Annotated in this window: 33 protein-coding genes and 1 pseudogene; 31 read left to right on the forward strand and 3 right to left on the reverse strand. The window is 51.0% G+C overall.

The window, feature by feature from the left end:
* From ACWWFX_RS23860 to ACWWFX_RS23940, 17 genes are all read left to right on the forward strand, one after another.
* A partial coding sequence (locus tag ACWWFX_RS23860) for a PBSX family phage terminase large subunit (protein WP_473224921.1) occupies nt 1-824 on the forward strand: 824 nt, incomplete at its 5' end.
* A 15-nt stretch (nt 825-839) separates the two neighbouring features.
* Nucleotides 840-2,195, forward strand: coding sequence for an anti-CBASS protein Acb1 family protein (locus ACWWFX_RS23865; protein WP_473224922.1), 1,356 nt, complete (start codon nt 840-842; stop codon nt 2,193-2,195).
* Nucleotides 2,146-3,078, forward strand: a complete 933-nt coding sequence (locus ACWWFX_RS23870; RefSeq protein WP_473224938.1) for a phage minor head protein — start codon at nt 2,146-2,148, stop codon at nt 3,076-3,078. The genes ACWWFX_RS23865 and ACWWFX_RS23870 overlap by 50 nt, the downstream gene beginning before the upstream one ends.
* A 3-nt stretch (nt 3,079-3,081) precedes the next feature.
* Complete coding sequence (locus ACWWFX_RS23875) at nt 3,082-4,347, forward strand: hypothetical protein (RefSeq protein WP_473224923.1); 1,266 nt, start codon at nt 3,082-3,084, stop codon at nt 4,345-4,347.
* Between the two features lie 12 nt (nt 4,348-4,359).
* Nucleotides 4,360-4,821 (forward strand): gp53 minor capsid family protein, encoded by a 462-nt coding sequence (locus tag ACWWFX_RS23880; protein WP_473224924.1) that lies wholly within the window; start codon nt 4,360-4,362, stop codon nt 4,819-4,821.
* Between the two features lie 2 nt (nt 4,822-4,823).
* Entirely contained in the window at nt 4,824-5,921 is a 1,098-nt protein-coding gene (locus ACWWFX_RS23885; RefSeq protein ID WP_473224925.1) for a major capsid protein, read from the forward strand.
* Nucleotides 5,922-5,931: 10 nt separating this feature from the next.
* Nucleotides 5,932-6,216, forward strand: coding sequence for a hypothetical protein (locus ACWWFX_RS23890; protein ID WP_100148701.1), 285 nt, complete (start codon nt 5,932-5,934; stop codon nt 6,214-6,216).
* Nucleotides 6,217-6,273: 57 nt separating this feature from the next.
* Nucleotides 6,274-6,480: a hypothetical protein gene (locus tag ACWWFX_RS23895; protein ID WP_198447781.1), complete on the forward strand. Its 207-nt coding sequence runs from the start codon at nt 6,274-6,276 to the stop codon at nt 6,478-6,480.
* Nucleotides 6,481-6,482: 2 nt separating this feature from the next.
* Complete coding sequence (locus ACWWFX_RS23900) at nt 6,483-6,881, forward strand: DUF7370 family protein (protein WP_198447782.1); 399 nt, start codon at nt 6,483-6,485, stop codon at nt 6,879-6,881.
* Complete coding sequence (locus ACWWFX_RS23905) at nt 6,881-7,060, forward strand: hypothetical protein (RefSeq protein ID WP_063850913.1); 180 nt, start codon at nt 6,881-6,883, stop codon at nt 7,058-7,060. Before ACWWFX_RS23900 ends, ACWWFX_RS23905 begins: the two co-directional genes overlap by 1 nt.
* Nucleotides 7,053-7,415 (forward strand): hypothetical protein, encoded by a 363-nt coding sequence (locus ACWWFX_RS23910; RefSeq protein ID WP_473224926.1) that lies wholly within the window; start codon nt 7,053-7,055, stop codon nt 7,413-7,415. The genes ACWWFX_RS23905 and ACWWFX_RS23910 overlap by 8 nt, the downstream gene beginning before the upstream one ends.
* 7 nt (nt 7,416-7,422) lie before the next feature.
* The gene (locus ACWWFX_RS23915; protein ID WP_045345395.1) at nt 7,423-7,818 is read left to right on the forward strand and encodes a hypothetical protein; all 396 of its coding nucleotides are present in this window, start codon (nt 7,423-7,425) and stop codon (nt 7,816-7,818) included.
* Nucleotides 7,815-8,201, forward strand: coding sequence for a phage tail termination protein (locus ACWWFX_RS23920; protein WP_473224927.1), 387 nt, complete (start codon nt 7,815-7,817; stop codon nt 8,199-8,201). Before ACWWFX_RS23915 ends, ACWWFX_RS23920 begins: the two co-directional genes overlap by 4 nt.
* 17 nt (nt 8,202-8,218) lie before the next feature.
* On the forward strand, nt 8,219-8,956 hold the full coding sequence (locus ACWWFX_RS23925; protein ID WP_473224928.1) for a phage tail tube protein: 738 nt from the start codon (nt 8,219-8,221) through the stop codon (nt 8,954-8,956).
* 40 nt (nt 8,957-8,996) lie between these two features.
* Entirely contained in the window at nt 8,997-9,650 is a 654-nt protein-coding gene (locus ACWWFX_RS23930) for a DUF6246 family protein (protein ID WP_473224929.1), read from the forward strand.
* A 31-nt stretch (nt 9,651-9,681) separates the two neighbouring features.
* A complete protein-coding gene (locus ACWWFX_RS23935) occupies nt 9,682-9,996 on the forward strand; it encodes a hypothetical protein (protein ID WP_139154478.1) in 315 nt (104 codons plus the stop codon).
* A gap of 68 nt (nt 9,997-10,064) precedes the next feature.
* A complete protein-coding gene (locus tag ACWWFX_RS23940; RefSeq protein ID WP_023972058.1) occupies nt 10,065-10,286 on the forward strand; it encodes a hypothetical protein in 222 nt (73 codons plus the stop codon).
* A gap of 24 nt (nt 10,287-10,310) precedes the next feature.
* Here the strand turns inward: ACWWFX_RS23940 and ACWWFX_RS23945 are convergent, their stop codons facing one another.
* Together ACWWFX_RS23945 and ACWWFX_RS23950 are read right to left on the reverse strand one after the other, a co-directional pair.
* Complete coding sequence (locus ACWWFX_RS23945; RefSeq protein ID WP_063259380.1) at nt 10,311-10,718, reverse strand: hypothetical protein; 408 nt, start codon at nt 10,716-10,718, stop codon at nt 10,311-10,313.
* Nucleotides 10,719-10,720: 2 nt separating this feature from the next.
* Nucleotides 10,721-10,954, reverse strand: coding sequence for an Arc family DNA-binding protein (locus tag ACWWFX_RS23950; RefSeq protein WP_063259379.1), 234 nt, complete (start codon nt 10,952-10,954; stop codon nt 10,721-10,723).
* A gap of 100 nt (nt 10,955-11,054) precedes the next feature.
* Here ACWWFX_RS23950 and ACWWFX_RS23955 point away from each other — a divergent pair, with 100 nt between their 5' ends.
* The 5 genes from ACWWFX_RS23955 to ACWWFX_RS23975 all read left to right on the forward strand — a co-directional run bounded on the left by ACWWFX_RS23955 (nt 11,055) and on the right by ACWWFX_RS23975 (nt 16,122).
* Nucleotides 11,055-11,201 (forward strand): DNA-binding protein, encoded by a 147-nt coding sequence (locus ACWWFX_RS23955; RefSeq protein ID WP_112778567.1) that lies wholly within the window; start codon nt 11,055-11,057, stop codon nt 11,199-11,201.
* Nucleotides 11,202-11,265: 64 nt separating this feature from the next.
* Nucleotides 11,266-12,168: a phage antirepressor N-terminal domain-containing protein gene (locus ACWWFX_RS23960; protein ID WP_473224930.1), complete on the forward strand. Its 903-nt coding sequence runs from the start codon at nt 11,266-11,268 to the stop codon at nt 12,166-12,168.
* 69 nt (nt 12,169-12,237) lie between these two features.
* Nucleotides 12,238-12,456, forward strand: a complete 219-nt coding sequence (locus tag ACWWFX_RS23965) for a hypothetical protein (protein ID WP_058655818.1) — start codon at nt 12,238-12,240, stop codon at nt 12,454-12,456.
* Nucleotides 12,457-12,525: 69 nt separating this feature from the next.
* A complete protein-coding gene (locus ACWWFX_RS23970; RefSeq protein WP_047064326.1) occupies nt 12,526-12,939 on the forward strand; it encodes a lipoprotein in 414 nt (137 codons plus the stop codon).
* Nucleotides 12,940-13,002: 63 nt separating this feature from the next.
* The gene (locus ACWWFX_RS23975) at nt 13,003-16,122 is read left to right on the forward strand and encodes a tape measure protein (protein ID WP_473224931.1); all 3,120 of its coding nucleotides are present in this window, start codon (nt 13,003-13,005) and stop codon (nt 16,120-16,122) included.
* Between the two features lie 22 nt (nt 16,123-16,144).
* Here the strand turns inward: ACWWFX_RS23975 and ACWWFX_RS23980 are convergent, their stop codons facing one another.
* Nucleotides 16,145-16,369 (reverse strand): hypothetical protein, encoded by a 225-nt coding sequence (locus ACWWFX_RS23980; protein WP_045892289.1) that lies wholly within the window; start codon nt 16,367-16,369, stop codon nt 16,145-16,147.
* A 57-nt stretch (nt 16,370-16,426) separates the two neighbouring features.
* Between ACWWFX_RS23980 and ACWWFX_RS23985 the strand changes: the two genes are divergently transcribed.
* The 9 genes and pseudogenes from ACWWFX_RS23985 to ACWWFX_RS24025 all read left to right on the forward strand — a co-directional run.
* On the forward strand, nt 16,427-16,774 hold the full coding sequence (locus tag ACWWFX_RS23985; RefSeq protein WP_473224932.1) for a phage tail protein: 348 nt from the start codon (nt 16,427-16,429) through the stop codon (nt 16,772-16,774).
* A 36-nt stretch (nt 16,775-16,810) separates the two neighbouring features.
* Complete coding sequence (locus ACWWFX_RS23990; protein ID WP_473224933.1) at nt 16,811-17,515, forward strand: phage minor tail protein L; 705 nt, start codon at nt 16,811-16,813, stop codon at nt 17,513-17,515.
* The gene (locus ACWWFX_RS23995; protein WP_473224934.1) at nt 17,515-18,234 is read left to right on the forward strand and encodes a C40 family peptidase; all 720 of its coding nucleotides are present in this window, start codon (nt 17,515-17,517) and stop codon (nt 18,232-18,234) included. The genes ACWWFX_RS23990 and ACWWFX_RS23995 overlap by 1 nt, the downstream gene beginning before the upstream one ends.
* The gene (locus tag ACWWFX_RS24000; protein WP_203723469.1) at nt 18,177-18,707 is read left to right on the forward strand and encodes a tail assembly protein; all 531 of its coding nucleotides are present in this window, start codon (nt 18,177-18,179) and stop codon (nt 18,705-18,707) included. The genes ACWWFX_RS23995 and ACWWFX_RS24000 overlap by 58 nt, the downstream gene beginning before the upstream one ends.
* Nucleotides 18,708-18,716: 9 nt before the next feature.
* Nucleotides 18,717-21,953, forward strand: a complete 3,237-nt coding sequence (locus tag ACWWFX_RS24005; protein WP_473224935.1) for a TipJ family phage tail tip protein — start codon at nt 18,717-18,719, stop codon at nt 21,951-21,953.
* The gene (locus ACWWFX_RS24010; protein WP_473224936.1) at nt 21,953-22,267 is read left to right on the forward strand and encodes a hypothetical protein; all 315 of its coding nucleotides are present in this window, start codon (nt 21,953-21,955) and stop codon (nt 22,265-22,267) included. Before ACWWFX_RS24005 ends, ACWWFX_RS24010 begins: the two co-directional genes overlap by 1 nt.
* Nucleotides 22,267-22,938, forward strand: a complete 672-nt coding sequence (locus ACWWFX_RS24015; RefSeq protein ID WP_473224937.1) for a hypothetical protein — start codon at nt 22,267-22,269, stop codon at nt 22,936-22,938. The genes ACWWFX_RS24010 and ACWWFX_RS24015 overlap by 1 nt, the downstream gene beginning before the upstream one ends.
* A gap of 107 nt (nt 22,939-23,045) precedes the next feature.
* On the forward strand, nt 23,046-23,291 hold the full coding sequence (cor, locus tag ACWWFX_RS24020; RefSeq protein WP_253897089.1) for a phage exclusion lipoprotein Cor: 246 nt from the start codon (nt 23,046-23,048) through the stop codon (nt 23,289-23,291).
* A gap of 194 nt (nt 23,292-23,485) precedes the next feature.
* Nucleotides 23,486-24,095: pseudogene (locus ACWWFX_RS24025) on the forward strand (phage tail fiber protein); the annotation flags it as partial.

A 24,095-nucleotide genomic window follows, 5' to 3' on the forward strand; every position in this document is an offset into this window, starting at 1 on the left:
AGAAGCTGAGCCCGACCGTTCGTGAGGAAGGTTCAGAGATTTGGGTGACGTGGAACCCGGAACGAGACGGAAGCGCAACGGATAAGCGTTTCCGCAAAGAAGCCGGCGACGACTGCATTACCGTTGAAATGAACTACACGGATAACCCGTGGTTCCCTGACGTTCTGGAGGGTGAGCGACAAAACGATCAGCGCCGCCTCGACCCGGCGACATACGCGTGGGTTTGGGAAGGTGCTTACCTCGAAAACTCTGATAAGCAGGTGTTGGCCGGTAAATACCGGATCGCTGAGTTCTCGGAAAACCTCTGGAAAGAAGCTGAGCGCCTGTTCTTCGGTGCCGACTTCGGTTTCGCTAAAGACCCGAACACGCTAGTTCGCTCGTTCATCCTGCACAACCGGCTCTACATCGAATACGAGGCATACGGTCAGCAGACAGAGCTCGACCACATGCCAGAGCTGTACGACACGATTCCAGGCGCGCGTGACTGGCCCATCAAGGCAGACTCCGCTCGACCCGAGACGATTAGCTATCTCAAGCGCCAGGGCTTCAACATCTCGGCTGCCGAGAAATGGCAGGGGAGTGTTGAGGACGGTATCGCGTATCTTCGCGGCTTTGACGAAATCATTATCCATCCTCGCTGCAAGAACGTGGCGAGAGAGGCCCGCATGTGGTCCTACAAAACGGACCGCATCACTGGCGAGGTGTTGCCGAAGCTGGCTGACGGGGATGAGCATACCTGGGACGGAATCCGCTATTCCCTTGATGGACATATCAAACGTAAACAGCAGGGGGTTGGCATGATGATACCTAAGCGCCTGCTTTAATCTGACGGACACGACATGAACAAACAGCTACAGATGGCGGTTAATCACGCGATTAACGATGCCAGGCTTGCTCGCGCCCGTATGGGGCTGCTTAACCCTTCGATGGGGCTGGACGCCAAGCGTAATTCAGCGTGGTGCGAATACGGCTTCAAAGAAGAATTAACCTTCGGCGATCTGTACAACTTATATCGACGCGGCGGCATCGCCCACGGAGCGATAAACAAAATCATTTCCGCTTGCTGGCATACCAGCCCAGAGATTATCGAGGGGGAAGAGGAGGACGAAACTCGCGACATTACCGCGTGGGAAAGAAGTCTTCTTCCTGTGTTTACTCATCGCTTCTGGCGATCGTTTGCTGACGCTGACCTGCGCCGTCTGGTTGGGCGCTATTCTGCCATCCTGCTTCATATCCGCGATGGTAAAGCATGGAATCAGCAGGCAACGAAAGGGCGAGGGCTTGAAAAAATAACAGTCGCATGGGCTGGCTCAGTGAAAGTTAAGGAGTGGGACACCGGTCTGAACTCCAGGGCCTACGGGCAGCCGAAGATGTGGCAGTACACCGAGAGGTTGCCTAATGGCTCGACCCGGCGCGTTGACATCCATCCCGACCGCATTTTCATTCTGGGTGATTATGCCGACGATGCTATTGGCTTTCTCGAGCCCGCCTATAACGCCTTTGTGAGTCTGGAGAAGGTGGAAGGTGGTTCAGGCGAGTCATTCCTGAAGAACGCAGCACGCCAGTTGAGTATTAATTTTGATAAAGAGGCGAAACTGGATGAAATAGCCAGGGCATACGGGGTTGATTACAGCGAACTGAACGAAATCTACGATAAAGTAGCCCGTGAAATGAATATCGGAAACGACTCAGTTCTTATTACCCAAGGGGCTAATGTCGCTCCGATTGTGGCTGCTGTATCCGATCCCTCTCCAACCTATAACGTTAACCTGCAAACCGCTGCTGCCGCACTTGATATACCGACAAAAATACTTGTTGGCATGCAGACTGGTGAGCGGGCCAGCACCGAAGATCAGAAATACTTCAACACGCGCTGCCAGTCCCGGCGAGAGGACTTGTCACTCGACATTGAAGATCTGTGCGACAAATTGATTGAGCTTGGTGTCATTGATGCTGTGGCAAAGAAAACGGTTATCTGGGATGACCTGAGCGAACAAAGTTCATCGGAAAAACTGGATGCCGCGCAGAAGATGTCGCAAATAAACAGCGCATCGCTGGCGACAGGCGAGCAGGTGTTTACTGGTGAAGAGATTCGTGTAGCGGCTGGGTATGAGGGTTCACCCGAACCACTTCCAGAGGTAGATGATGACGAAGAAGAAGAAAGCGAAGTCACCGATACTACCCGGAAACCTTAAAGATCCGACAGGCGCTGACCGCCTTGAGCGCGGAGCAATGAACGAGTTCGCCAGGCGAATGAAACGTATTGGCAAAGCCTACAAGGACATTCTCGACCGCATTCCTGCATCACCATCTGTAAACCAGCGTTATACCTTCGACCTCGATTCCACACAGTTATCAATGCTACTCAGCAATGCCTCATTGCTGGTGGATGAGATTTTGGGTGCAGATAACGAGACGGGGTTCTGGTTCTGGGCTGATTACGTCAACCCGGCGTATCAGCGCGGCACGGCGCAGGAGTTTGCCAATCTGGCGCAGCAATCAGCCGTGTACGCTGCCGGACAGGAAAGCGTATCGACAATCCTTCTCAGCGAACCGTACCGACGTAGGCTGATTCTTGTTCGCGCTCGTACCTTCGAGGAAATGAAGAACCTCAGCGCCAGTGTGAAAGCGGATATGGCGCGGATACTGACCGATGGACTTGGGCGCGGACAAAATCCACTGGAGATAGCTAAGCGCCTTACTGAGCAGACGGGGATTGAGTCTCGCCGGGCTAATCGTATTGCCAGGACGGAGATTACCACCGCGCTGCGCCGTGCGCGCCTGGACGAAGACGACGAAGCCAGAGAACGATATGGCATCCGTACAAAGCAGATGCACATATCAGCGCTCAGCCCGACGACCCGAAGCACCCATGCCGCGCGTCACGCCCATCTGTACACCGCAGAAGAACAGCGGGAGTGGTGGGCTAAGGACGCAAACAGTGTGAACTGCAAATGCTCCACGATCGCCGTTATGGTCGATGAAAGTGGCAATCCTATAAGCGAATCCATCGTCGAAAAAGCTAAGAAAGTCTTTAACACAATGAAAGCCCGTGGCTACCAATGGGCTAAGGGTTAACACATGCCAATGCAGGTCAACATCACCACTAAGGTGAACAGCCAGTCTATCCGGCGCGAAACACATAACGGTCGTGAGCATCTGGTGCTGCCGAGCTATACGCTGCCGGCGAACGTCGTCATGAATGGCGGGCTGTACACAGAAGATGAAATCAACGCCCACTATCAGGGGCTGGAAGGCACGCTCGCGCCGCTGGGTCATCCACAGGTTAACGGTCAGTTCGTGTCGGCCTTCTCTCCTGAAGGCCTTAACGTCGGCTACGTAGGCGCGTGGAACCGTAACGTTAAGAAGTCCGGCAATCGTATCTACGTAGAAAAATGGGTGGATGTGGCTCGAGCTGAAGAGTCGGAAGGCGGGCGAGAACTACTTGAGCGAGTAGCAGCTATAGAGCGTGGCGATGACGTACCGCCCATTCATACCAGCGTAGCTGCTTTCCTCGACCAACTTGAGCCGAACGAGCAACAGAGAGCTACGGGCGCCGAGTGGGTGGCGAAGATTCACAGCATGGACCATGACGCAATCCTGCTTCATGAGGTCGGAGCTGCCACCCCTGAGCATGGAGTTGGCCTGATGGTTAACGCTGATCTGGCTCAACCGCTCAAGGCTAACTCGGGCGCGCTGGTTGGCGAATCCTACCGGGAGCGTGAGCAGCGTCTCGATCGCGCAGCTAAAGCGAAGTTTGCATCCGGGACAGATGAATACGCCTGGGTGGCTGACTTCACTGACTCGCAAGCGGTAATCATCCGCAACGGCGGCACTGCTGAAGTGTTTGGCTACAAATCAGAGGGCGGCGTAATCACCTTCGACGATGCCGGTACCGCAGTGGCTCGCCAGGAGTCATGGGTGGCTGTAGTCGCCAACAAATTCAAATCTCTTTTCACACCGCAGGAGCAGCCTGCACCAAACCACAAAACGGAGGGCGACATGCCTTTAACCAAAGAAGAACTGGAACAAATCGGCAGCATGATCGGCCAGGCTGTTGCGACCAACACGGAAGCGGCTATCAAGCCTCTCGCGGAAAAGGTTGATGCGCTACAGGCTAATCATCAGCAGCTTGCTGAGACCCTGACCGCCAACTCCCGCGCCGAAGAGAAGGCAAAGCGTGATGCGGTTGCTAAGGTCCATGGCGACATCGTGGCCAACGCGCTTTCTGGCGATGCGCTGGACGCGATGTTCAAGTCACTGGGCGAAGCTGCTCCGCTGGGCACCAACAATGCGCAGCAGCAGAAAGAAACCGGTGCGCCGAACCCTGACGAATACTTCAAATAAGGAGCCAGACTAATGGCACGTTATCGTCGCATTAATATCGACGGTCAGTCTCTGTACAAGACCGAAACCCGCGTTACTGCCGCATCCTTGCTGCCCGGTACCGCTGCAGTCATCAATGACGACAATGAGTTTGCGCAGGCAACTGCGCTGGCTGGTCGTATCTACATCATCGATGTTGCCTATCATCAGGGTCTCAAAATCACCGAAGCGGTTCCTGCTGGTGATTCTGCTGTGGGCAACTACGTAGAAGAAGGCCGCGAGCTGGCTCTGCTCTGCGTGGCGGGAACCTACGCCAAGGATGACCCGATTAAGTTGGGCGCAAATGGTCAGTTTACCAAGGCAACGGCGGATACCGATTCGGTGATCGGCTACAGCCAGGATGATGCAACCATTGCCGCCAGCACTACCGATTTCATCCGCGTGCGTATGCGCGCTGGAACTGTAGCTGCCCCGGCAGAAAATTCAGGAGAATAAGAATGTATTTTACCCCCGAAACACTGGCTGCTAACAGCAGACTGCGCGGGCACTGGAATGAGCTGTGGGCCAACCGCAACATTTTCAACCATCATCACGACATGATGGTTAACGCATATCGCCAGAGCATGACCCCCGAAATGCTGGCGGCTAACGCTGTTGGTGGCTTCGCTCGTGAATTCTGGGCTGAGATTGACCGCCAAATTATCCAGATGCGCGATCAGGAAATTGGCATGGAAATCGTCAATGACCTGATGGGCGTGCAGACTGTACTGCCTATCGGCAAAACCGCGAAGCTGTATAACGTGTCTGGTGACATCGCTGATGACGTGTCAATCAGCATCGATGGTCAGGCGCCGTATTCCTTCGACCATACTGAATTCGGTTCTGATGGTGACCCGATCCCGGTATTCACTGCTGGTTACGGCGTCAACTGGCGACACGCGGCGGGCCTGAGCACTGTCGGCATCGATCTGGTGCTGGAATCTCAGTCGGCTAAGCTGCGTAAGTTCCACAAGAAGCGTGTCAACTTCTATCTGAACGGCGACTCCAGCATTGTTGTTGATGGTCTGCCAGCTCAGGGTATGAAAAACCACCGTAACACGCAGAAGATCAACCTGGGCAGCGGAGCGGGCGGTGCCAACATCGACCTTACCACTGCAACTCCGGCGCAGTTGCTGGCCTTCTTCGGCCCGACCGGTCAGTTTGGGCTGACGGCTCGCACCAACAAAGTAACTGCTTACGACAAGCTGTGGGTTAGCCCGGAAGTGTGGGCCAACATGGCGAAGCCATACCTGGTAGACATTAACACCGGCACCAATGCGTTACTGAGCGGCACGGTTTTGGATGCGATCAGCAAGTTCATTCCTGCGAAGTCTATCCAGATGACCTACGCGCTTTCCGGTAATGAATTCCTCGCTTATGAGCGTCGTCAGGACGTGATTTCTCCGCTGGTCGGTATGGCTGTCGGCGTTGTCCCTCTGCCGCGCCCAATGCCTCAGTCGAATTATAATTTCCAGATTATGAGCGCTGAGGGTCTGCAAATTAAGAAAGACGGCGAAGGCCTGTCCGGCGTGGTCTACGCCGCCAATCTGGCATAAGGAGATCAGCATGGCTAAATACCAGGTAACCAGAGCATGGCATGGAGTGAACGTCGGTGATGTGGTTGAAATTGAGAAACTGCATCCTGCGCTAAAGCCTCATGTTATGAAACTCTCTGATGCGGCATTAACACCGGCGACGCCAGAGGCTGGCACGGATGTGAAATCCCGAAAAGAGATTATCGCAGCGCGCCTGACGGAGCTGGGTATCGAGTTTAAAGGCAATCTCGGGGCTGAAAAGCTCGGTGAATTGTTGCCTGATGGTGAACTCGAAAAACTGTTCCCTGCTGAATAACCGCCGCGAAAGCGGTTTTTTTATGCCCCGCTCCGGCGGGGCTAATAGGTGCATAACATGATCCCAGAAGATATGAAGCAACCATTGCCGCACACGCAGTTTGCTGAGATTTCATCGTTGAGCGTCACCAATGAGATCAGTTTGGCAATATCCAGTACCACCGAACTGGTTAAAGACTCGTCGAGCGTGGAACGACTGATTCTCCTGAAGCATCTTCGCGCGCTTTGCGATCTGCAACTCAATAAATTATCAGGGCTGGAATAGCTATGGTAACGCTGGAGAAGGCCAAAGAGTATTTGCAGAGCCAGGGAATAAATCTTCCTGACTTCATGCTTCAGTCGTTAGTGGATGATGTTAACAGCATTCAGGAATGCCTTGATTCTCACTATCCGGCATCAAAGGCGTTGGCAATCCAGATGTATTTGCTTGCACTGATGGGTCTGGGGCAAGGCGATAAGTACATCAGCTCCCAGACCGCACCCAATGGTGCATCGCGTTCATTCCGATACCAGTCGTTTTCCGACCGATGGAAAGGGGCGCTGGCACTGTTGCGTGGCGCTGACAAACACGGCTGTGCTAATGACCTCATCCCTCCTGACCCGACCAATACAGCGTTTGCTGGTATCTGGATTGGCCGAGGTGGATGTATGTGTGGGAGTAAGTAATGGCATGGGTATCGGTTAAGCAGCGATTGCCTGAGCCGTTCGTTAAGGTCTGGGTGATGACCGACAGTGGTAAGCGCGTTACCGGCTATGTGAAAAGTAACGGTGACTGGTATCTGCTGTGCCGGAAGGTTGCGTCGGAGAATCCGGAGGTGATCCGGTGGGAGGATAACGGTGTCTGAAACAGCCGCATGGAGTTATACCAATGTTGCCACTGTTTACCCGCGCGTCTACGACGACTGGAACAGCACCTGGACAAACGGAACTCCCTACCTGATTGACTGCACCTGGACGGCAAACAATGAAGTTGCTGTAGATGCCAGTGGGAAAGAGTTCACCACGAACCTGATTTTCTTCACTGAACTGAAGCGTAACGGCGTCTATGCAACCATGCCGAAGCGTGACTGGTACATCGCCAGAGGTGACACATCGGCGCTATCCGATCCGCTTAAAGCAGGTGCCAACGTCATTCGGGCCGTAACCGAATGGGATATGTCACCATTTGGTGAAGAGCCCGACTACAAAATCCTGACGTGAGGTAATCATGCCCGTTAAAGGTATCAAGCGCGTCCAGATGAATACCAGCAGGGTGCTGAGTGACATAGCCGGAATACGCACGGAGAAGGTTCTGTACCAGGTCATGAATGCCGGTGCCAATCATGCTGCTCTAATCACTCCTGTTAAATCGTCAACCCTCATCAACAGCCAGTACAAGCGGCTCGAACCCATGCCCTCAGGAATGATAGGCAGAGTGGGTTACACGGCAAATTATGCAGCTGCTGTTAATGCTGCAAAGGGCAAGCTCAAGGGCAAGCCAAGGCCTGACGGTAGCGGTAATTACTGGGACCCTAACGGCGAGCCGGACTTTCTCCGCAAAGGCTTTGAGCGCGACGGCCTCAACGAGATTAAGGCCATCATCAGGCAAGGATATAAAGTATGACGCGTAGCGAGGTGTATGACGCGCTGAGAGCGTGGTTGCAGTCCCACCGTTTTGATGTCGGCTATCGCGTCCAGAAACGCTTCTGGAACGAGCTGGAAGGAACTGAAGGGGAAAGATACCTCGTCATCCAGCAGGGCGGTGGCGGCAAGCATGATGAGGCTATAACCCGCGATTATTTCCGCATCCTCCTCCTGTCAGGTCAGAACGACAGCAATATTAACCAGGTTGAAGACCGCGCCGATGCCATCCGCCAGGCGATGATCGACGACTACAAGACTGAGTGCATCATCTCGATGCAGCCAATCGGCGGAATCACCGCCATCCAGACCGAAGAAGGTCGCTACCTCTTCGATATTTCCTTTCAAACCATCATTTCCCGATAACACGGAGATAATTAATTATGGCAGGATGTGAAGCGGGTGCATTCACAGGGCGCGATGTCGTCGTTTATTACGCGATTGGCTGCCCGGAATCACAACCCGCCAACGGTGACTATAAGCGCCTTGGCATGATGCGCGGAAAGACTGTTTCCGCTGAATGGGATACTGCGGACGCTACCGCTGACATGAGCGCAGCGTACACGCAGGAAAATCTAGTAACCTACAAAAACATTACCTTCTCAGGGGACGGTGTAACGCGAAAAGAGGATGTTTATGCGCAGAATGCGTTAAAACGTCACGTATACAATCCTCCGGCAGAGACAAGTAACCAGCCGTATGTCTGGCTGAAAATCATCTCTCCAAACGACATCACCGAAGGCCCGTTCATGGTTACTTCGTGGGAAGACGAAGCTCCTCATGATGACGTGGCCACGTGGTCTATTGAGGCTTCAAGCGCAGGTCAGGTTGATGTGCGTGATGTCGGTGCGGTAATTACCATTACTACACAGCCACAGAACCGCACCCTCACTGTGGGCAACAACCTTACTCTGACGGTAGCAGCAAATGTTTCTGATGGCTCATCTTTGACGTATCAGTGGAAGAAGGATGGTAGCGACATTACTAGCGCAACCGCTGCCACTTTCACTAAGTCGAGCGTTGCGGAAGAAGACGCTGGCTCCTATACATGCCAGGTCACATCCTCAACCGCCGGATCGGTTACATCTAACCCAGCGACGGTGACCGTAAACGCAGCCTAACCCATGGGAGGCTTAGCCCTCCCTCTTATTGAGAGTTTCCATGAAAGCAATCACCGATATCGGCCAGGCTGTCATTCGCGCCAGCGGCAAAGAGATATTCCTCAACCCTTCATTCCTGGCTATGTCCCGAATCGGCACGCCTGAGCAAATCGTTGATGCTTTCGTGAAAGTTCATGCGGGTCATTACCCAAAGCACAGAATTGCTGACATCCAGACTCTCAAGGCGGCCAATGCCCGCTGCTTTGCTGAAATGGCCGCAGCTGCAGCTAGTGTGGTCAGGCATTGCTCTGAAGGCGACGCTGCCGAAGTCATTGGCTCTTACTCAGTGACTACGGCGGGGAGACTGCTATTTAAACCAGGATCACTGCCGGTCGAAGACGTTATCCAGCTGGCGCGTCACCTGATTTTGCATGGCGTAATGGGTGATCAGCCGCCCGAAGAGTTCGAGAGCAAGAAAGGCGAGTACAGCGATAAATTCGATGCCCGTACATTCGTTTATACCGCAGTTGCCCACCTCGGGATGAGTGAGGCAGACGCCTGGAACATGACGATGACCAGCTTCCGGGCTGCCATGAATGCTAAGTTCCCGCAGAAGGATAAAGGGAAGGTGCCAACCCAGGAGAAATACGACGAGGTTATGGACTGGGCAGAGCAGATGCTGGCGATGGATGCGCAGAGGCATGGGCCGCATTAAATGGTCCACTTAGGTTGCGGAGGGCTGAAAAATGTTATCAAAAATGGTTTCTGAACGAGTCGGAAAGCGATTCCAGAACAGGGAAATACCACAATTACCAATGAGCATCAAAGGACAATTAATGAAGAGCGTCAAAATTGAATTTTCATCCGATGGTATTGTAATCATGCACGCTGGATTTAAGGTCTTGCAGGGTAATCGCGTGTTGGTTGAGGATTCCCTGTCTGGCAAGATTTCAGATGTATTTGTCCGTCACTATGAAGTACGTGCTGATGACGGCCCTGTATCTATTCAGTTTGCGAAAGGGGATATCCCCGGCTTAAATGTGAAGGCCACACTATCCTGAGCTATCCGTACTTGCCTTACTTATCCGCTGAGAAATAACATGCAGTCTGGTTAACCAAGGAGATATGCATGTTTGTAGCAGATGGATTGAAAGCCGACCCTGACAATAATGGATGGGTCTTAGGTTGGGGCGTTGTGCGCACTTCGCCCTGGCACCTTGTCGGGGTATATGCCACCAGGGATGTAGCCGAAACGAAAGCCGCTGAGCTGGGTGTTGGTTACGATGCCGCTTACGGTAGCCATCGTGTTGGAAGCGATGATTTCGTGACAGGGACAAGATTTCTGGATTGACAACTTAAGCCCACTCAGGTGGGCTTATAAATCTAGAAGATCAACGCTTTTACCGCTGCCCCAGCCTTCACGAATCATCTTGTCCTCAATGTAGGATATCTGATTTACATTGCCTTGTTTCTTGAGGATGGCACATAGCTGGTATGCAGCGTAGTGGTTGGGGTAATAAAACTTTGAGTTAGGTGATAAGCGACCCGTTACTCTGGCGTATTCGTCGCAATCAGATCGATGTTTTTTCTTCATTGCCTGAATAACGATTCCAGATATAGCAATGCACTTTTCGCAAAGCGAAATGGCATTCTGTAAGTTTTCTGGATTGTCTCTCAGGTGATACTGTTTCTTGATCTCCTCCTGCATGGCGATATGGAGATCGATTATTTCCTTATTGTTCATGCCGGAAATTGTGGCTATTTTTGAGGAGAATCTATCCATAATTAATTTTCCTTCAAAGCCTTAACTTCTTCTTCCAGGGATGCCAGTCTTTCCGCTATGGAGGCAAGGTTCAGTGCTTGGGCACCTTTGTGTTTCTCCGCCCACGCCTCTAAGGCAGCAACCATTTCGGCGTTTGCTGATCTTCCATTAGCTTCGGCCAGTTCATTTATCCTGGCTTTCAAGTCTTCAGGTAGCCTTAAATTGACTTGCGGGTGCTTATACCTTCTATCAGACATAACGACCTCTTAATCTTTTCGTACAGATTAAGTAGGTATCTATTGACTATCAATGCGTACCTACATACTATGTATGCGTACCACATACAAAGGAATAGATATGAAAGTTAAAACACTGAGATTGCCAGAGTGGCTGGAAAAAGCGATGGAGGACTTGGCCAAGAAGAGTGATCGGTCTTTCAGCAAAGAGGCGGTCAGAGCGATGAGAGAATATGCAGAGCGTCAAGGGATTAAATGCCCAGAATGAGTGAAGCCCCAACCGTTGTAGCGGTCAGGGCTTCGTTATCAACAAACCACCTAGGAATATTGACATGACAAGTATAGCAATTCTTGAAGCTGTTAACACCTCTTACGTGCCGTTTAACGGTCAGCAAATCATTACTGCTATGGTTGCTGGTGTGGCATATGTAGCGATGAAGCCAATCGTTGAAAATCTCGGCATGAGTTGGGGGACTCAGCAACAGAAACTGATGAAGTGCTTGGAGAAATTCAACTGTATTCATATGAATATGGTTGCTGCTGACGGCAAACTCCGCAAGCTTCTCTGCTTGCCGCTGAAGAAACTCAATGGATGGTTGTTCAGTATCAATCCTGAGAAAGTTCGTGCCGATATTCGCGACAAACTGATTCAGTATCAAGAAGAATGTTTCACTGTTCTGCATGACTACTGGAATAATGGTGGCGCTGAAAACCCACGCAAAAAGACAACTGTTGATGAAAGAACGCCGTTACGCGACGCTGTGAATATGCTGGTCAGCAAAAAACATCTTATGTACCCAGAAGCGTACGCAATGATCCATCAGCGATTCAACGTCGATAGTATCGAACATTTAGCCCCTGAGCAGATTAATGATGCTATTGAATACGTTCATCGCGTAGTTCTGGAAGGTGAATTCCTCGGCAAGCAGGAAGAACTACCCGCGCCGAAACTGGATATCAACTTCCCGATTTCTTGGTTTGTTGAAAACGCGCCGTATACAGTTATTCGTCAACAATGTGGTGATACGATAACCCTTGATCGCGCGGCACTGGTTGATTGCAGCCCGGCTTATAAATTGGTTTCGGCACTCACAGCCGCCGGATACGACGTTAGTGCGGTAAGCGCTGAGCTAAAGGCGCTGCGCACCATCATGGCTGAGCAGAGCTGGGCGATGAAAGAAATGGCCTCATACGTCGCTGTTCGTGATAAGGCATGTCATCGCATTAACCTGTAACCGATATCACGATTACCACAAACCCGCTTAACTGCGGGTTTTCCTGTTGCCATGTATGACGGAGGCGATATGTACACACGCGAGAGACTTGCAAGACTTGAAGCCACAGACGAACTGCGAGAGCGAAACATCCGAGGTATTGAATCCGAGCTGAAAAGCATCAACCAAAACCTTTCCTCAATGGAAAAGCGGTTCATTGATAAGATCGACGACAACCAAAAATGGCTGGTTGGCCTTTTGGTATCGGCAATACTTGTTCCATTATTCATTGCTTTAGTCACCAAGTGATTTGTAACTGTTCTGTCGTCGCCCGATCCCTGCTACTCTTTTGGCACATTTACCAAAGGGGATAGGGATATGAAGAGGCTGATTATTACTTTAAGTTTGGCATTTACTTTAGCGGGCTGCTCAGCTGGTCCAAAACTAACCGACTTTCCTCCGCCACCATCTCAGCAACAAATTGCGAGCGCAAGCTATGGAGAGCTTCCTGCAGACTATAAAGAAAAAATATCTCAATACGTTTCCTCCCGGCTGCTAGACCCTTACAGCGCCAAAATTGAGATTGGGAAACCTTACAAGGCTTATAGTCAGGATAATGTAGCTGGAGGAGGATTGGTAAGATTTGGCTGGGCAGTCCCTGTGATGACTAATGCCAAAAATGCTTATGGCGGCTATACCGGATATAAGCCTAGTAGATTTATATTCGACCACGGAACAATGTACGATGTAACGCTAATTTACGGTCTTGGACATCTGGTCGAAGTTAAGTAACTACAATCTATAAAACAATAAACCTCGCTCCGGCGGGGTTTTTTATTGCCCGGAGAAAATGAAATGGCCGAGAATGTAGGCGATATTGAATATGTAATTAAGGCTGATACGGCTCAGTTGCTACGCGCTGACAAGCAGGTGCGGAACGTAACCGACGGCATGGAAGGTGGGTTCAACCGCGCAGACAAGGCCGCTTCATCACTAACATCATCCTTCGGTAGTCTTAGCCGGGTTGCCACTTCTCTTATGGCCATTTTGTCTGTGCAGCAGGTGGCGCAATACGCTGACGCATGGACGACTCTGAACAACAAACTGGCAAACGCCCTTCGGCCTAGCGAGCAGCTGGTTGACGTTACTGAGCGAGTATTTAATATCACGCAGCAAACTCGGGGCAGCCTCGACGCTACAGCTTCTTTGTATGCAAGACTGGAGCGAGCAACCAGGGAATATGGAACCAGTGCTGATGATCTGGCTAAGCTGACTACCATCATCAACCAAGGGTTTGTTGTCTCCGGTGCGACCGCGCAAGAGGCCGAAAACGCTATTATCCAGTTGTCTCAGGGGCTGGCTTCTGGTGCGCTGCGCGGGGAAGAATTCAACTCTGTGAATGAGCAGGGGAACCGCCTGATTGTGGCGCTTGCTGACTCTATGGGGGTTGGCATTGGACAGATGCGTCAGATGGCTGCGGCCGGAAAGTTGACTACTGATGTTGTGGTGAACGGGTTACTTTCACAAGGGGTGACGATCGGCAATGAGTTCGCCAATACAACCACAACTATCAGTCAGGCTTTGCAGGTTGCCGGAAACAATATCACCAAGTTCTTTGGTGAAAACTCTACGGTTAAAACCGGTACAGCGATTTTCAACGACGCCGTAATCAGCGTCAGTGAGAACATCGGCGCTTTAAGCGCCATTCTGACTGGTGTCGCAGCGGTAATGGGAAGTCGTTACGTTGGCGCTCTGACTATGGCGACCGCTGCTAAAGTTAAGTCTGCTGTGGCTTCAAGGAATCAGTCAGCCGCTGAACTGCAGGCCGCACAGGCGACGGCAAACAAAGCTACAGCAGATCTCCGCGCTGCCGCCGTCGCAAAAGAACGTGCGCTGGATGAAATCCGCGTTGCGGAAATGATGAAGCAGACAGCCGTTAGTGCAACGAACGCTGCCGCTGCTGAGCAGCGTTTATCTGCGGCCCGTGTAGCAGCCGCTGGAGCTGTTGATAATTACAATCGCGCTCTGGCAGCAAATAAAGCGGCACAGGCTGGATTGTCTACAGGAGCAGGGCTGGTTAGCCGAGGATTGTCTCTAATCGGCGGCCCTGCTGGCGCCGCCATGCTCGCGGCCAGTGCGATTCTATATTTCTCCCAGAGAGCTAAAGAGGCCAGAGATGATGCCAACAACCTGGCAGATAGCGTTAATGAACTTAGTGCCAAGTTCCAGACCATGTCGCATACTGAGCTGGCAGCAACCATTGGCAAGCTAAGCCAGAACCTTCCTTCACTTAGCGATGCGGTAGCCGACGCACAGAAAGAATTTAACGACGCTACAGCTGCTGTTCAAAGGCAAGAAAGGGAGATAGCTAACTGGGGAACGAACACTACCCGAGGCCGTCAGGCTGCTGAAGCGTTAGGTGGGGCTCAGGATAAATTAGCAATTGCAGCCCTTGAACTTGAACGTGCTCAGAATCGCCTTAGTCAGACTCAGAATGCTATTAACATTGGACGTGCCACGCTTAATGGCACGATGAGGCAAGGGATTGATCTGCTTCGCCGGGATGGGGAGGAAGCGGGTGTCGCCGCTGGCATGATGGGCAGGCTTGGCGACATGATTAATTTCGCTGCAAAAGCGAAGGAAAAATTCAACTCCAGCAGTTTGATGGTAGAGCGCCCGAAAGATGTTCAGGACTACCTTGATAAACTGCAAGACCAGGTGACGCTACAAAGTGAACTCAACGATCGCAAGCGTGCGCAGTTGAGAGCCGAGCAGGACATCAGGAAGCTGGGCGGAAGCGAGGCGGACGTCAGACTGGCGAGGGAAAGGGCTGCTGCCGAATACGACGCACAGCAAGCTCAGCGGAAAGGGAGAAAGGAAACTAAAGACGCGGCGTCTGAGGCCACGAAGGCCGCCACTGCAATGCAGGCAAATGCGCAGAAAATTGCAGACTACAAACAAAGAGCAGGGCTTGCTGCGACGTCAACACAAGAGTTATCTCGTGAGCAGGCGATTTTAAGGGCTGAACAGTCTTTAAATAGTAGCGCTACGAAAGAGCAGGTTGCCGAAATAAGAAAATATGCAGCGGCTGAATGGGATGCAGCCAATGCGGTTAAGATGCGCCAACAGGCAGAGCAAGGTAAGAAGTTTGCTCAGCAAGAGATAGCTGCATACAAAGTAATGCCAGACGCCCAGACTGGAAACTCTATTGACCTTCTGGCTCAAATCGACCAGGAAGAGCAGCAAAAGCTTGCTGCCATGGCAAAATATCAAGCCATTGACAAAGAAAATACCCAACTTTACGAGGATGCTAAAACAGCGATTCAGCAACAAGCTGCAAATGAGCGCATTAATATAGCCAGAACGGAAGCCCAGAGGCAGGTTGATGTGGTTAACACCATGCTCAACGGAATTTCTCAGGGATTCGACGGGTTGGCTACTATTATTGCCAACAGCAAAGGCAAGAACAACACAGCATTTAAGGCTCTTTTCGCGATCAGTAAGGGGTTTGCCACTGCTCAGGCGGCGTTAAACCTTCAACTGGCGATTTCTAATGCGATGGCATCCGGACCGTTCCCGTGGAATATGGCTGCAATGGCCCAGGTCGCAGCCGCGGGCGGCTCCCTGATATCAAGCATTGCTAGCGTTGGATATAGCGGCGGTCGTCGCTACGGCGGCACAGTGTCAGCCGGCAACGCCTACCGCATCAATGAAGATGGACGCTCTGAAATCTTCCAGACAGCAGGTGGGCAGCAGGCATTCATCCCGAACCAGTCAGGGAAAATTATTCCGGCTGACAAGGCCGGAGGTGGTGGGTCGTTTAATCCTGTAATGAACCTCACGATAAATACTACGGGAGGAATTGGTGATGAGGAGATCGCAAGGCTTCGTAAAGTGTGGAACAACGACATGCTGAAGATGATGGTAGACCAGAGTACTCGTCCGAACGGTTTACTGCAGGGAAGGAGGAAATAAGCGGCATTTAGCCGCTTGTTAATCACTCCGGCTTCAATGTCGCAATGTCGATCATTTCCATTGCTGATTTTTTAATATCCTCAAGGTGATGCGCTAGATCCCCACTAGTTGCAATCATTTCATTAGTCATGTTTTCCGTAATGTCTTTTAAGACCTGCTGCTTTTCAGCATTCATTAAGGCAATCATATTTTGAACCACGATTTTGATCGCCATGATGTCTTTCTGAGCTTGGCTAACATTGTCCATTTTTAAGTCCTTGGTTGATAGTGATTGTCGAGATTTGATTATACAACGGAGGCTAAAGTGCCAGAAGTTTTTACGTGGACACCACAGCGAGCCTATCAGGTTGAACGTACCCCAAACGTAGCCGTTATTAAACTCGGTGACGGTTACGAACAGAGACAGGTGAAGGGCATCAACCCGCTAATGGATAAATACTCGCTCACCTTTCGCGGTGTCAGCGGCTCTTGCCGTGGCAATCCAGCGAAGGATGCTGAGACATTTCTCAAAGAGCGAATGGCAGTAGAGGCGTTCTACTGGACGCCATCCGATACGGGGGTACAGAAGCTTTTTGTCTGCCGCTCTTGGAATATGACAAAGACCGGGCCGTTGTTTGAACTAACGGCCACGTTTGAACAAGTGCCACGATAAGCCACCTCCGGGTGGCTTTTTTAATGGGAGTTTGCCGTGCGCGACATACCTGCAAATTTAATTATCGACAGTGTAGACGCCGGAGTTGGCGCATTCATCGATTTGTTCGAAGCTGACCTGCAACCCTTTGGTGGTGACCTTATCCGGTTCCATTCTGGCACAAATGGCTATTACGGGAATGTTATCTGGAAAGGGAATCAGTACCAGGCATACCCGATAGCGGTTGAAGGCTTCGAGATGAAGAACGAGGGGACTTACGCGCGCCCGACTATGACTGTCGCTAATGTCACCGGACTGCTTACGGGGATTAACCACGACTTTGACGACATGCTCGGCGTCGTGATTACCCGCCGCCAGGTGCCTGTGAAGTATCTCGATGCTGTTAACTTTCCGAATGGTAACCCTGATGCGGATCCTACGCAGGAGGCCGTCTCCCGTTATGTTGTTGAGGAGTTGATTGAAGAGACGTTTGAGCAGGTGACCTATACTCTGGCAACCCCGATTGATTGCGACAACGCTATCATTCCGGCGCGTACAATTCTCGCCGATGTGTGCCAGTGGCAGTATCGCGGCGTCGGGTGCGGTTACGATGGCCCGGCGGTGGCTGATGAAAGAGATAACCCCACGACAGACCCCGCGAAAGACAAGTGCTCTCACCGTCGCAGTGGCTGTCGCTTCCGTTATCCGCGACCGGAACCCATGCCAATCAGCAGCTTCCCCGGCTCTCAGAAGGTTTCCTGATGCAAGAATTACTCGATTATGCAGCCTCGTCGCAGGATGAAGTGTGCGGGCTAATCATCGATGGGGAGAGGGTTTTCCGCTGCCGTAACATTCATCCTGATCCGCATAACCAGTTTCGCATTGCAGATGATGACTGGCTGGCGGCCGAAGAGGCTGGAGAAGTTACGGCTGTGTTCCATTCTCATCTGATGAACTTACCGACACTATCAAGCTCCGATCGACGTGCACAAATTGCTTCAGATCTGCCGTGGATACTGGCGTGTAACGGTGTATTGAGAACATTTCTCCCGGTGCCTCATTTGCTTGGCCGCCGGTTTGAACATGGGGTTACCGACTGCTACACGCTTTTCCGGGATGCCTACCATCTCTGCGGGATTGACCTTCCAGATTTTGTCAGGAAAAACGGGTGGTGGCTTCGTGGGGAGAACTTGTATCTGAAAAGCCTTCCCCGATTTGGGTTCAGTCAGGTATGTCCGTCAGAGGCATTGCCGGGAGATGTGATAATCCGACAGCCATTCCCTGGCGCGGATCCCTGTCATGCAATGGTTTTGCTTGATGACAATCTGGTCCTTCATCACGACTGTGCCGGCCACTTAAGCAGGCGTGAACCAATGCGCCCGGCATTCGTAAAACAAATGCATTCAATCTGGAGGCACGAACAGTGCTCATCTTTAAATTTGCAGGGCATTTACGCAGACATTTCAGCAAAGTCGAATTAAATGTCGACACCCCAGCTCAGGGCCTGCGTTTACTTCTGGCCCAGAACAATGAATTCAAAAAGGCTTTTCTCAATTCCCGCGTGAGGCTCCGAATTGCGGGCGATGATATCGAATCATCATCAATGCACTGGCACATGGATCGGCATCTCCAGAGCGGTACCACAGTCATTTTCGTACCGGTAGTGGAAGGGGCTGGTATTGAAATTGGCGTGGCTGGTTGGATTGCGATTAGTCTTGCCGCGGCTTCAGTCGCTTACTCCGTTTATTCAGCAAGAAATATGAAAACCAAGACCTCTGCTGAGGCAGCCGAAACAAATTCCATTACGAATAACTCGTTCACCAGTGCGGAAAACCGCGTGGGCCAGGGAAACCCGGTTCCCATCCTGCTGGGTGAAATGCAGGTTGGTAGCAATGTCATAAGCCTTGGCATCGATACATCCAACAATATGGACTGGACAGAATCAATCAGTTAAGGGGCAACTATGTCTTCTGGTGGCGGTAAATCCTCAACCCCCAAACTTCTCGACGATAATCTCAAATCCAAACAGTTTTACCGCGTTCTCGACCTTATCAGCGAAGGGCCTATTTACGGCCCAGTCGATCAGGAGCATTTATCTTCGTTCATGCTGAACAAAACACCTGTAACCGATGTCAACGGCAATACGAGTGTGAATGGTGTTAGCGTGGCCTGGCGTCCGGGCTCTGAAACTCAGGATCCGATTAACGGTTTTGCAGCCATTGAAGCAACGACCATCGTCAACACTGAAGTAACCTATGATACGCCGCTTGTTCGTACAGTGACCGATCAGGATGTTACTCGTGTTCGCTTCAACATTGGTGTATCAGCACTGGTTGAGCAGGACTCTAAAGGTAATCAGAAGAATGCGACCGTAACGATGGTTGTGGAGACCCGAACCAATGCGTCAGGTTGGGGAATTGCAAAAACAGTAACGATCACCGGTAAAATATCCGGTGAATATCTGGAAGCACATGTAATTGACGCGCCAGATATCAAGCCATTCGATATCCGTGTCCGCCGTATCACTCCCGACAGTACCAGCGACCTTCTCACCAATGGCACAGTGTGGAACAGCTATACAGAAATTACCGACGACAATCTTAACTATCCGTTCTCAGCTATTGCCGGTGCAGTTGTCGACCGAGACCAGTACACCGACACTCCTAGCCGCACATATCATCTTCGAGGCCTGATAGTCGACATCCCTGATAACTACGATCCTATCAGCAAGACTTATAACGGATTATGGCTGGGTGGGTTCAAGAAAGCGTGGACGAACAATCCGGCGTGGCTTTTCCGTGAAATGGCGAAGAATGAGCGCTTTGGGTTGGCGCGTCGAGCGGGATATATCGATGTTGATGATGGGGCGCTTTATGTTCTGTCTCAGTATTGCGATCAGCTTGTCGATGATGGTTATGGCGGGCAGGAACCTCGCATGACACTCAACGCCTACATTACTGAACAGGCAACGGCCAGAGACATCCTGGATAAGATAGCCGGTATGTTCCGTGGTGTCGCCTTATGGGATGGTATGCGCCTGTCTGTCATGCTCGATGCGCCTCAGGACCCAGTTGCGACGATCACGAATGCTAACGTGGTAGACGGCAAGTTCAGCCGTAGCTCTGTTAAGCGCTCAGAGAAATACAATGCCGTGGTTGTGTCATGGACCGATCCGGATAATGGCTGGGAGCAGGTTAAGGAGTACGTCTCTGACGACGAGATGATTGCTCGTGGCAATTACAACGAAACTACCCTTGAAGCGTTTGGGTGTACGTCCAGGGGGCAGGCATGGCGAGCCGGGAAGTGGTTACTGGAAACCGCGAAACGTGAGAGCAGTCGTCTGTCGTTTCAAATGGCCCGTAACGCGATTCGCTTCACTCCGGGCGATATTGTCGAAATTATGGACAATGACTATGCCGGTGCGCGGCTTGGTGGGCGCATCATGTCGCACTCAGGCGCAAATATTACTGTTGACGCTGTCGACTCTTCGCTGATTGCTGATGGTGACGCAATGTCGGTAATGGGTAGTGATGGTAAGTTTGTAAAATACGAAATAGCACGCGTCTCAGGTAACGTTGTAACGCTGAAAACGGCACCGGTATGGGTTCGCGACGGAACCGTGTTTGCTATATCTACCAGTAATGTAGCCACCAGACTATTCCGCATATTGAGTGTTGCAGAGACGGATAACAACTCTACATACAGCATCACAGCTTCTCAGCATGACCCCAACAAGCAGGCCATTGTTGATGAGGGAGCTGTGTTTGAAATTCCCAGTGATACTCTTAACGGCTACCGCGTACCGAATATTGAAAATCTGCGCATCATTAACACCAACTCTGAGACTGTTCAGGTCACTGCAACCTGGGAAACAGCTACAACTACCAAAAAGCTGATGTTTGAACTGTACGTGTACAGTGCTGATGGGAAGGTGGTGGCTCAGTATGAGACTGATCAGTTCCGATATGAGTTTTACGGCCTGAATGCAGGAAGCTATACGCTGGGTGTGCGTGGCAGAAATGAAAACGGCATGAAAGGTGCTGAGACCCAGGTAAGCCTGGTGATTGGCGCTCCGCCGGCTCCTTCAAGTGTCATCTGGACTCCGGGTTTATTCTCTGCCGATCTGGTACCGGTTATGCGTATTTCCGCCACTACCGACACGTCATTTGAATTTTGGTATTCAGGCCAGACTAAAATTACGGATCCTGCTGTCATTGAAGACCAGACCCAATTTCTGGGGCGCTCTAACCAGTGGACGCTGCACGGCCTGCAGGCGGATAAAACGTATTATGTTTATGTCCGTACGCGCAATGCTTTTGGTGTGTCGGATTTCGTCGAAGCTTCCGGACAGGCGTCTTCTGATATACCAGGCATGATTGACCTCATCGATGATGCAGTTCGCGATTCTGAAGCGTTCAAAAATGTGCAGGAAGGGGTTGATACTAACCTGAACGGCATTATGGAAAATGCGCTCGCCAATCATGGAACTGTTGATCGTCAGTTTGAGCAACTTGGCGCAGTTCGTGCTGAAATTATCGTCATCAGGACAACCATAGCGACAGTCGATCAGGCACTGGCCCAGCTCACAACCAGCGTAAATTCTCAGTTTGAAGATGTAAATGCGACCATCCTGCAGCAGCAGACCGCAATCAGTAATAACACCCAGGCCATTGCCAGTCTTGATACTTATGTTCAGTCTGAGGTTGGCGACCTGACGACCGCTGTTAATCAGAAAATGAATGCGGAAGTAACCAGCAATGGTACTGGCAAGGCATCCTACACCCTGAATCTTGGAATCATCCGCGGTGGTGTGAAATACAATACCGGTTTCGGTATGTCGATTGAGCCGTCAGGGAGTTCGTATAAATCAACCGTCGTATTCGCTGCAGATCAGTTCGGTATTTATAGCGGGAGTGACCCCGGAAATTATCAGGCTGCGTTCTTCGTTTATAACGGGCAGGTCTTTATTAGTTCTGCATTTATTCAGGATGGCAGCATAGATAACGCCAAGATTGGGCAGTATATACAGTCAAGTAATTACGTCGCTGGAAGCCAGGGGTGGAGATGGGACAAAAACGGAACCATGCAAAACTATGGCAGTGATAGTAGTGGCGCAATGAAGCAGACGAACGTGACAATAAGCATCAAGGACACAAGCCGACTGCGCGTACAAATCGGCAAAATAACGGGGGTATTCTGATGAGCTGGGGAATACAAACCTGGGATGCCAGCGGAAAAGTTAATAACTATGGACTGGTACCAATCAGTGTGCTTGGATTCTTCTCTGTTTCGAATGGTCAGCAATCCGGCGGGGCGGCTTATAGCCTCCCCGCAGGGTTTGTTATGGAAATTCTGCAGGTTTGCTCTGATTCTAATTACACAACAAAACGCCGAAAGATAACAGTTTCGGGTGGAACGGTAACTATTACTGCCGCATCTTCAGATATAGATTTCGGTGCAAATACATTCCCGGCGGTAGCGGGGTTCATTATTGCTTATCTGAGGGCTTCCTGATGGCTGATATTTGGGGTGCGCTATTAACAACGGATAATGGTGCTCCATTCATTACACCTCAATCGATACCACTGGCGCTCATCGCTAAAAAAACAGTGTCGTTACCTGCGGGGCTGACAACAACTGTAACTCAGTCATTCTCATCCAGTCGCCCAATTGTCCCGTTCGTTTGTACAACAGCGAAATGTGTCAGTAGTTATGCAGTCAGCGGTAATACCTGCACGGTCACATTTCAATATCCAGAAGGAAGCAGCGGGAGCGCTGACGTGTATTTCTTCACGATATTCGAGCAATCCTTGCCTGACTGGGGAATAGCCATATGGGATGAAAATGGCGTATGCATTTTGACAAACGAAACGCGTGTTTTAACGGATGTGGAATCTGTTGGTACCAGCGGTAGTGATGCTGCAGGTGGATATAATATAAACGCGACGAAGACCGGGAAGTGGGGCATTCTTCCTTCAATGTGTGGGCTAATTACCGGGGTAATTATTGCCGGAGGAACGAGACCATTTCAATCTCAGCTATTTTTTACGACTCAATATAACGGCGCGTCTACACAGATTACGATTGCATCAACAGGTGGTTCGCCGGGAGGCGGTGTTACTAACATCCAGTATCACAACATGCGAAATCAGGTATATGCGCTCAACCTCGCTAACTATGATTGATCGTTTTCAGCGATCAATATCAGATAATTGATCTATAGAATCAATTATCCCCCTTTGATTCATGTTGTTATTGTTTAACTTCATGAATTTCCAGGAATACCTCTGATATGAAAAAGCTACTTCTATGTGTGGCCGGTGCTGCTTTACTCGCTGGTTGCTCCGGCGTGCTTGAGAAGCAGCAGCCGGTATGTTCCGGAATTGCGCTCGTTGGCGGTCAGGAAAACACCGTTCAGATTTATGGTGTCCGTAAGCAAAACAACCAGACGCAGTACCGCGCGGGCCATCCATTTGGCTGGCACTGGGTAAATAAAAACAACTTTATATCGACCACGTGCGGCAGCCCCGACAAATAAGCACACGACAGTCGTCACGAATTTGCTGTGAATCCACCTATGCGGATGGGCGTGAAGCCACAATATCTCTGATGAGACAGTAAACGAGAACGCGGACTTTATGGCTTAGAAGTTCACCTGGAGGCACCCGGCACAGCAACCATCACAGAAAACCTCGCTCCGGCGGGGTTTTTTATGCACGTTCAGGAGACTCTATGTCCGCAGGAACAATTACGCTCACCGATAAATCTGCCGTTGTAAGCGGTAACGGTACGTCATTCACCACAGAACTGGCGGCTGGTGACTTTATCGTTGCAACCGTAGGTGGTATCGCCTACACCCTACCGGTACTTTCAATAACCAGTGCCACATCTCTGACACTGGTAAGTAATTTCACCGGACCCACTCAATCTGGCAATGCGTGGAATGCTATTCCTCGTGTTGCATTGAACATGGTTACCGCTGCACTTGTAACACAGAGCGCGGAGGCTTTACGTGGCCTGAATTACGACAAACAAAATTGGCAAAGTATTTTTACCGGGACCGGAGCCATTACCGTTACCCTGCCAGATGGGAGCGTTTTCAGTGGTCCTTCATGGAAGTACCTGTCAGACAATATGGCAACTAAATCCAATGGCGCGGTACCGATTGCGCAGGGTGGGACAGGCGCAAAGACAGCCGCAGACGCTCGCACAAAACTCGGTTTAGGAAGTAGTGCTACGAGAGATGCTGGAACAGATAGTGGCAATGTGATGCCGGTTGGCGCCTTTGGAGTAGGCACTCCGGCAATCAGCATGACGGATGCGCAGTTTTTATCATTAACAG

The sequence above is a fragment of the Pseudocitrobacter sp. 2023LY-00077 genome, assembly GCF_055796175.1.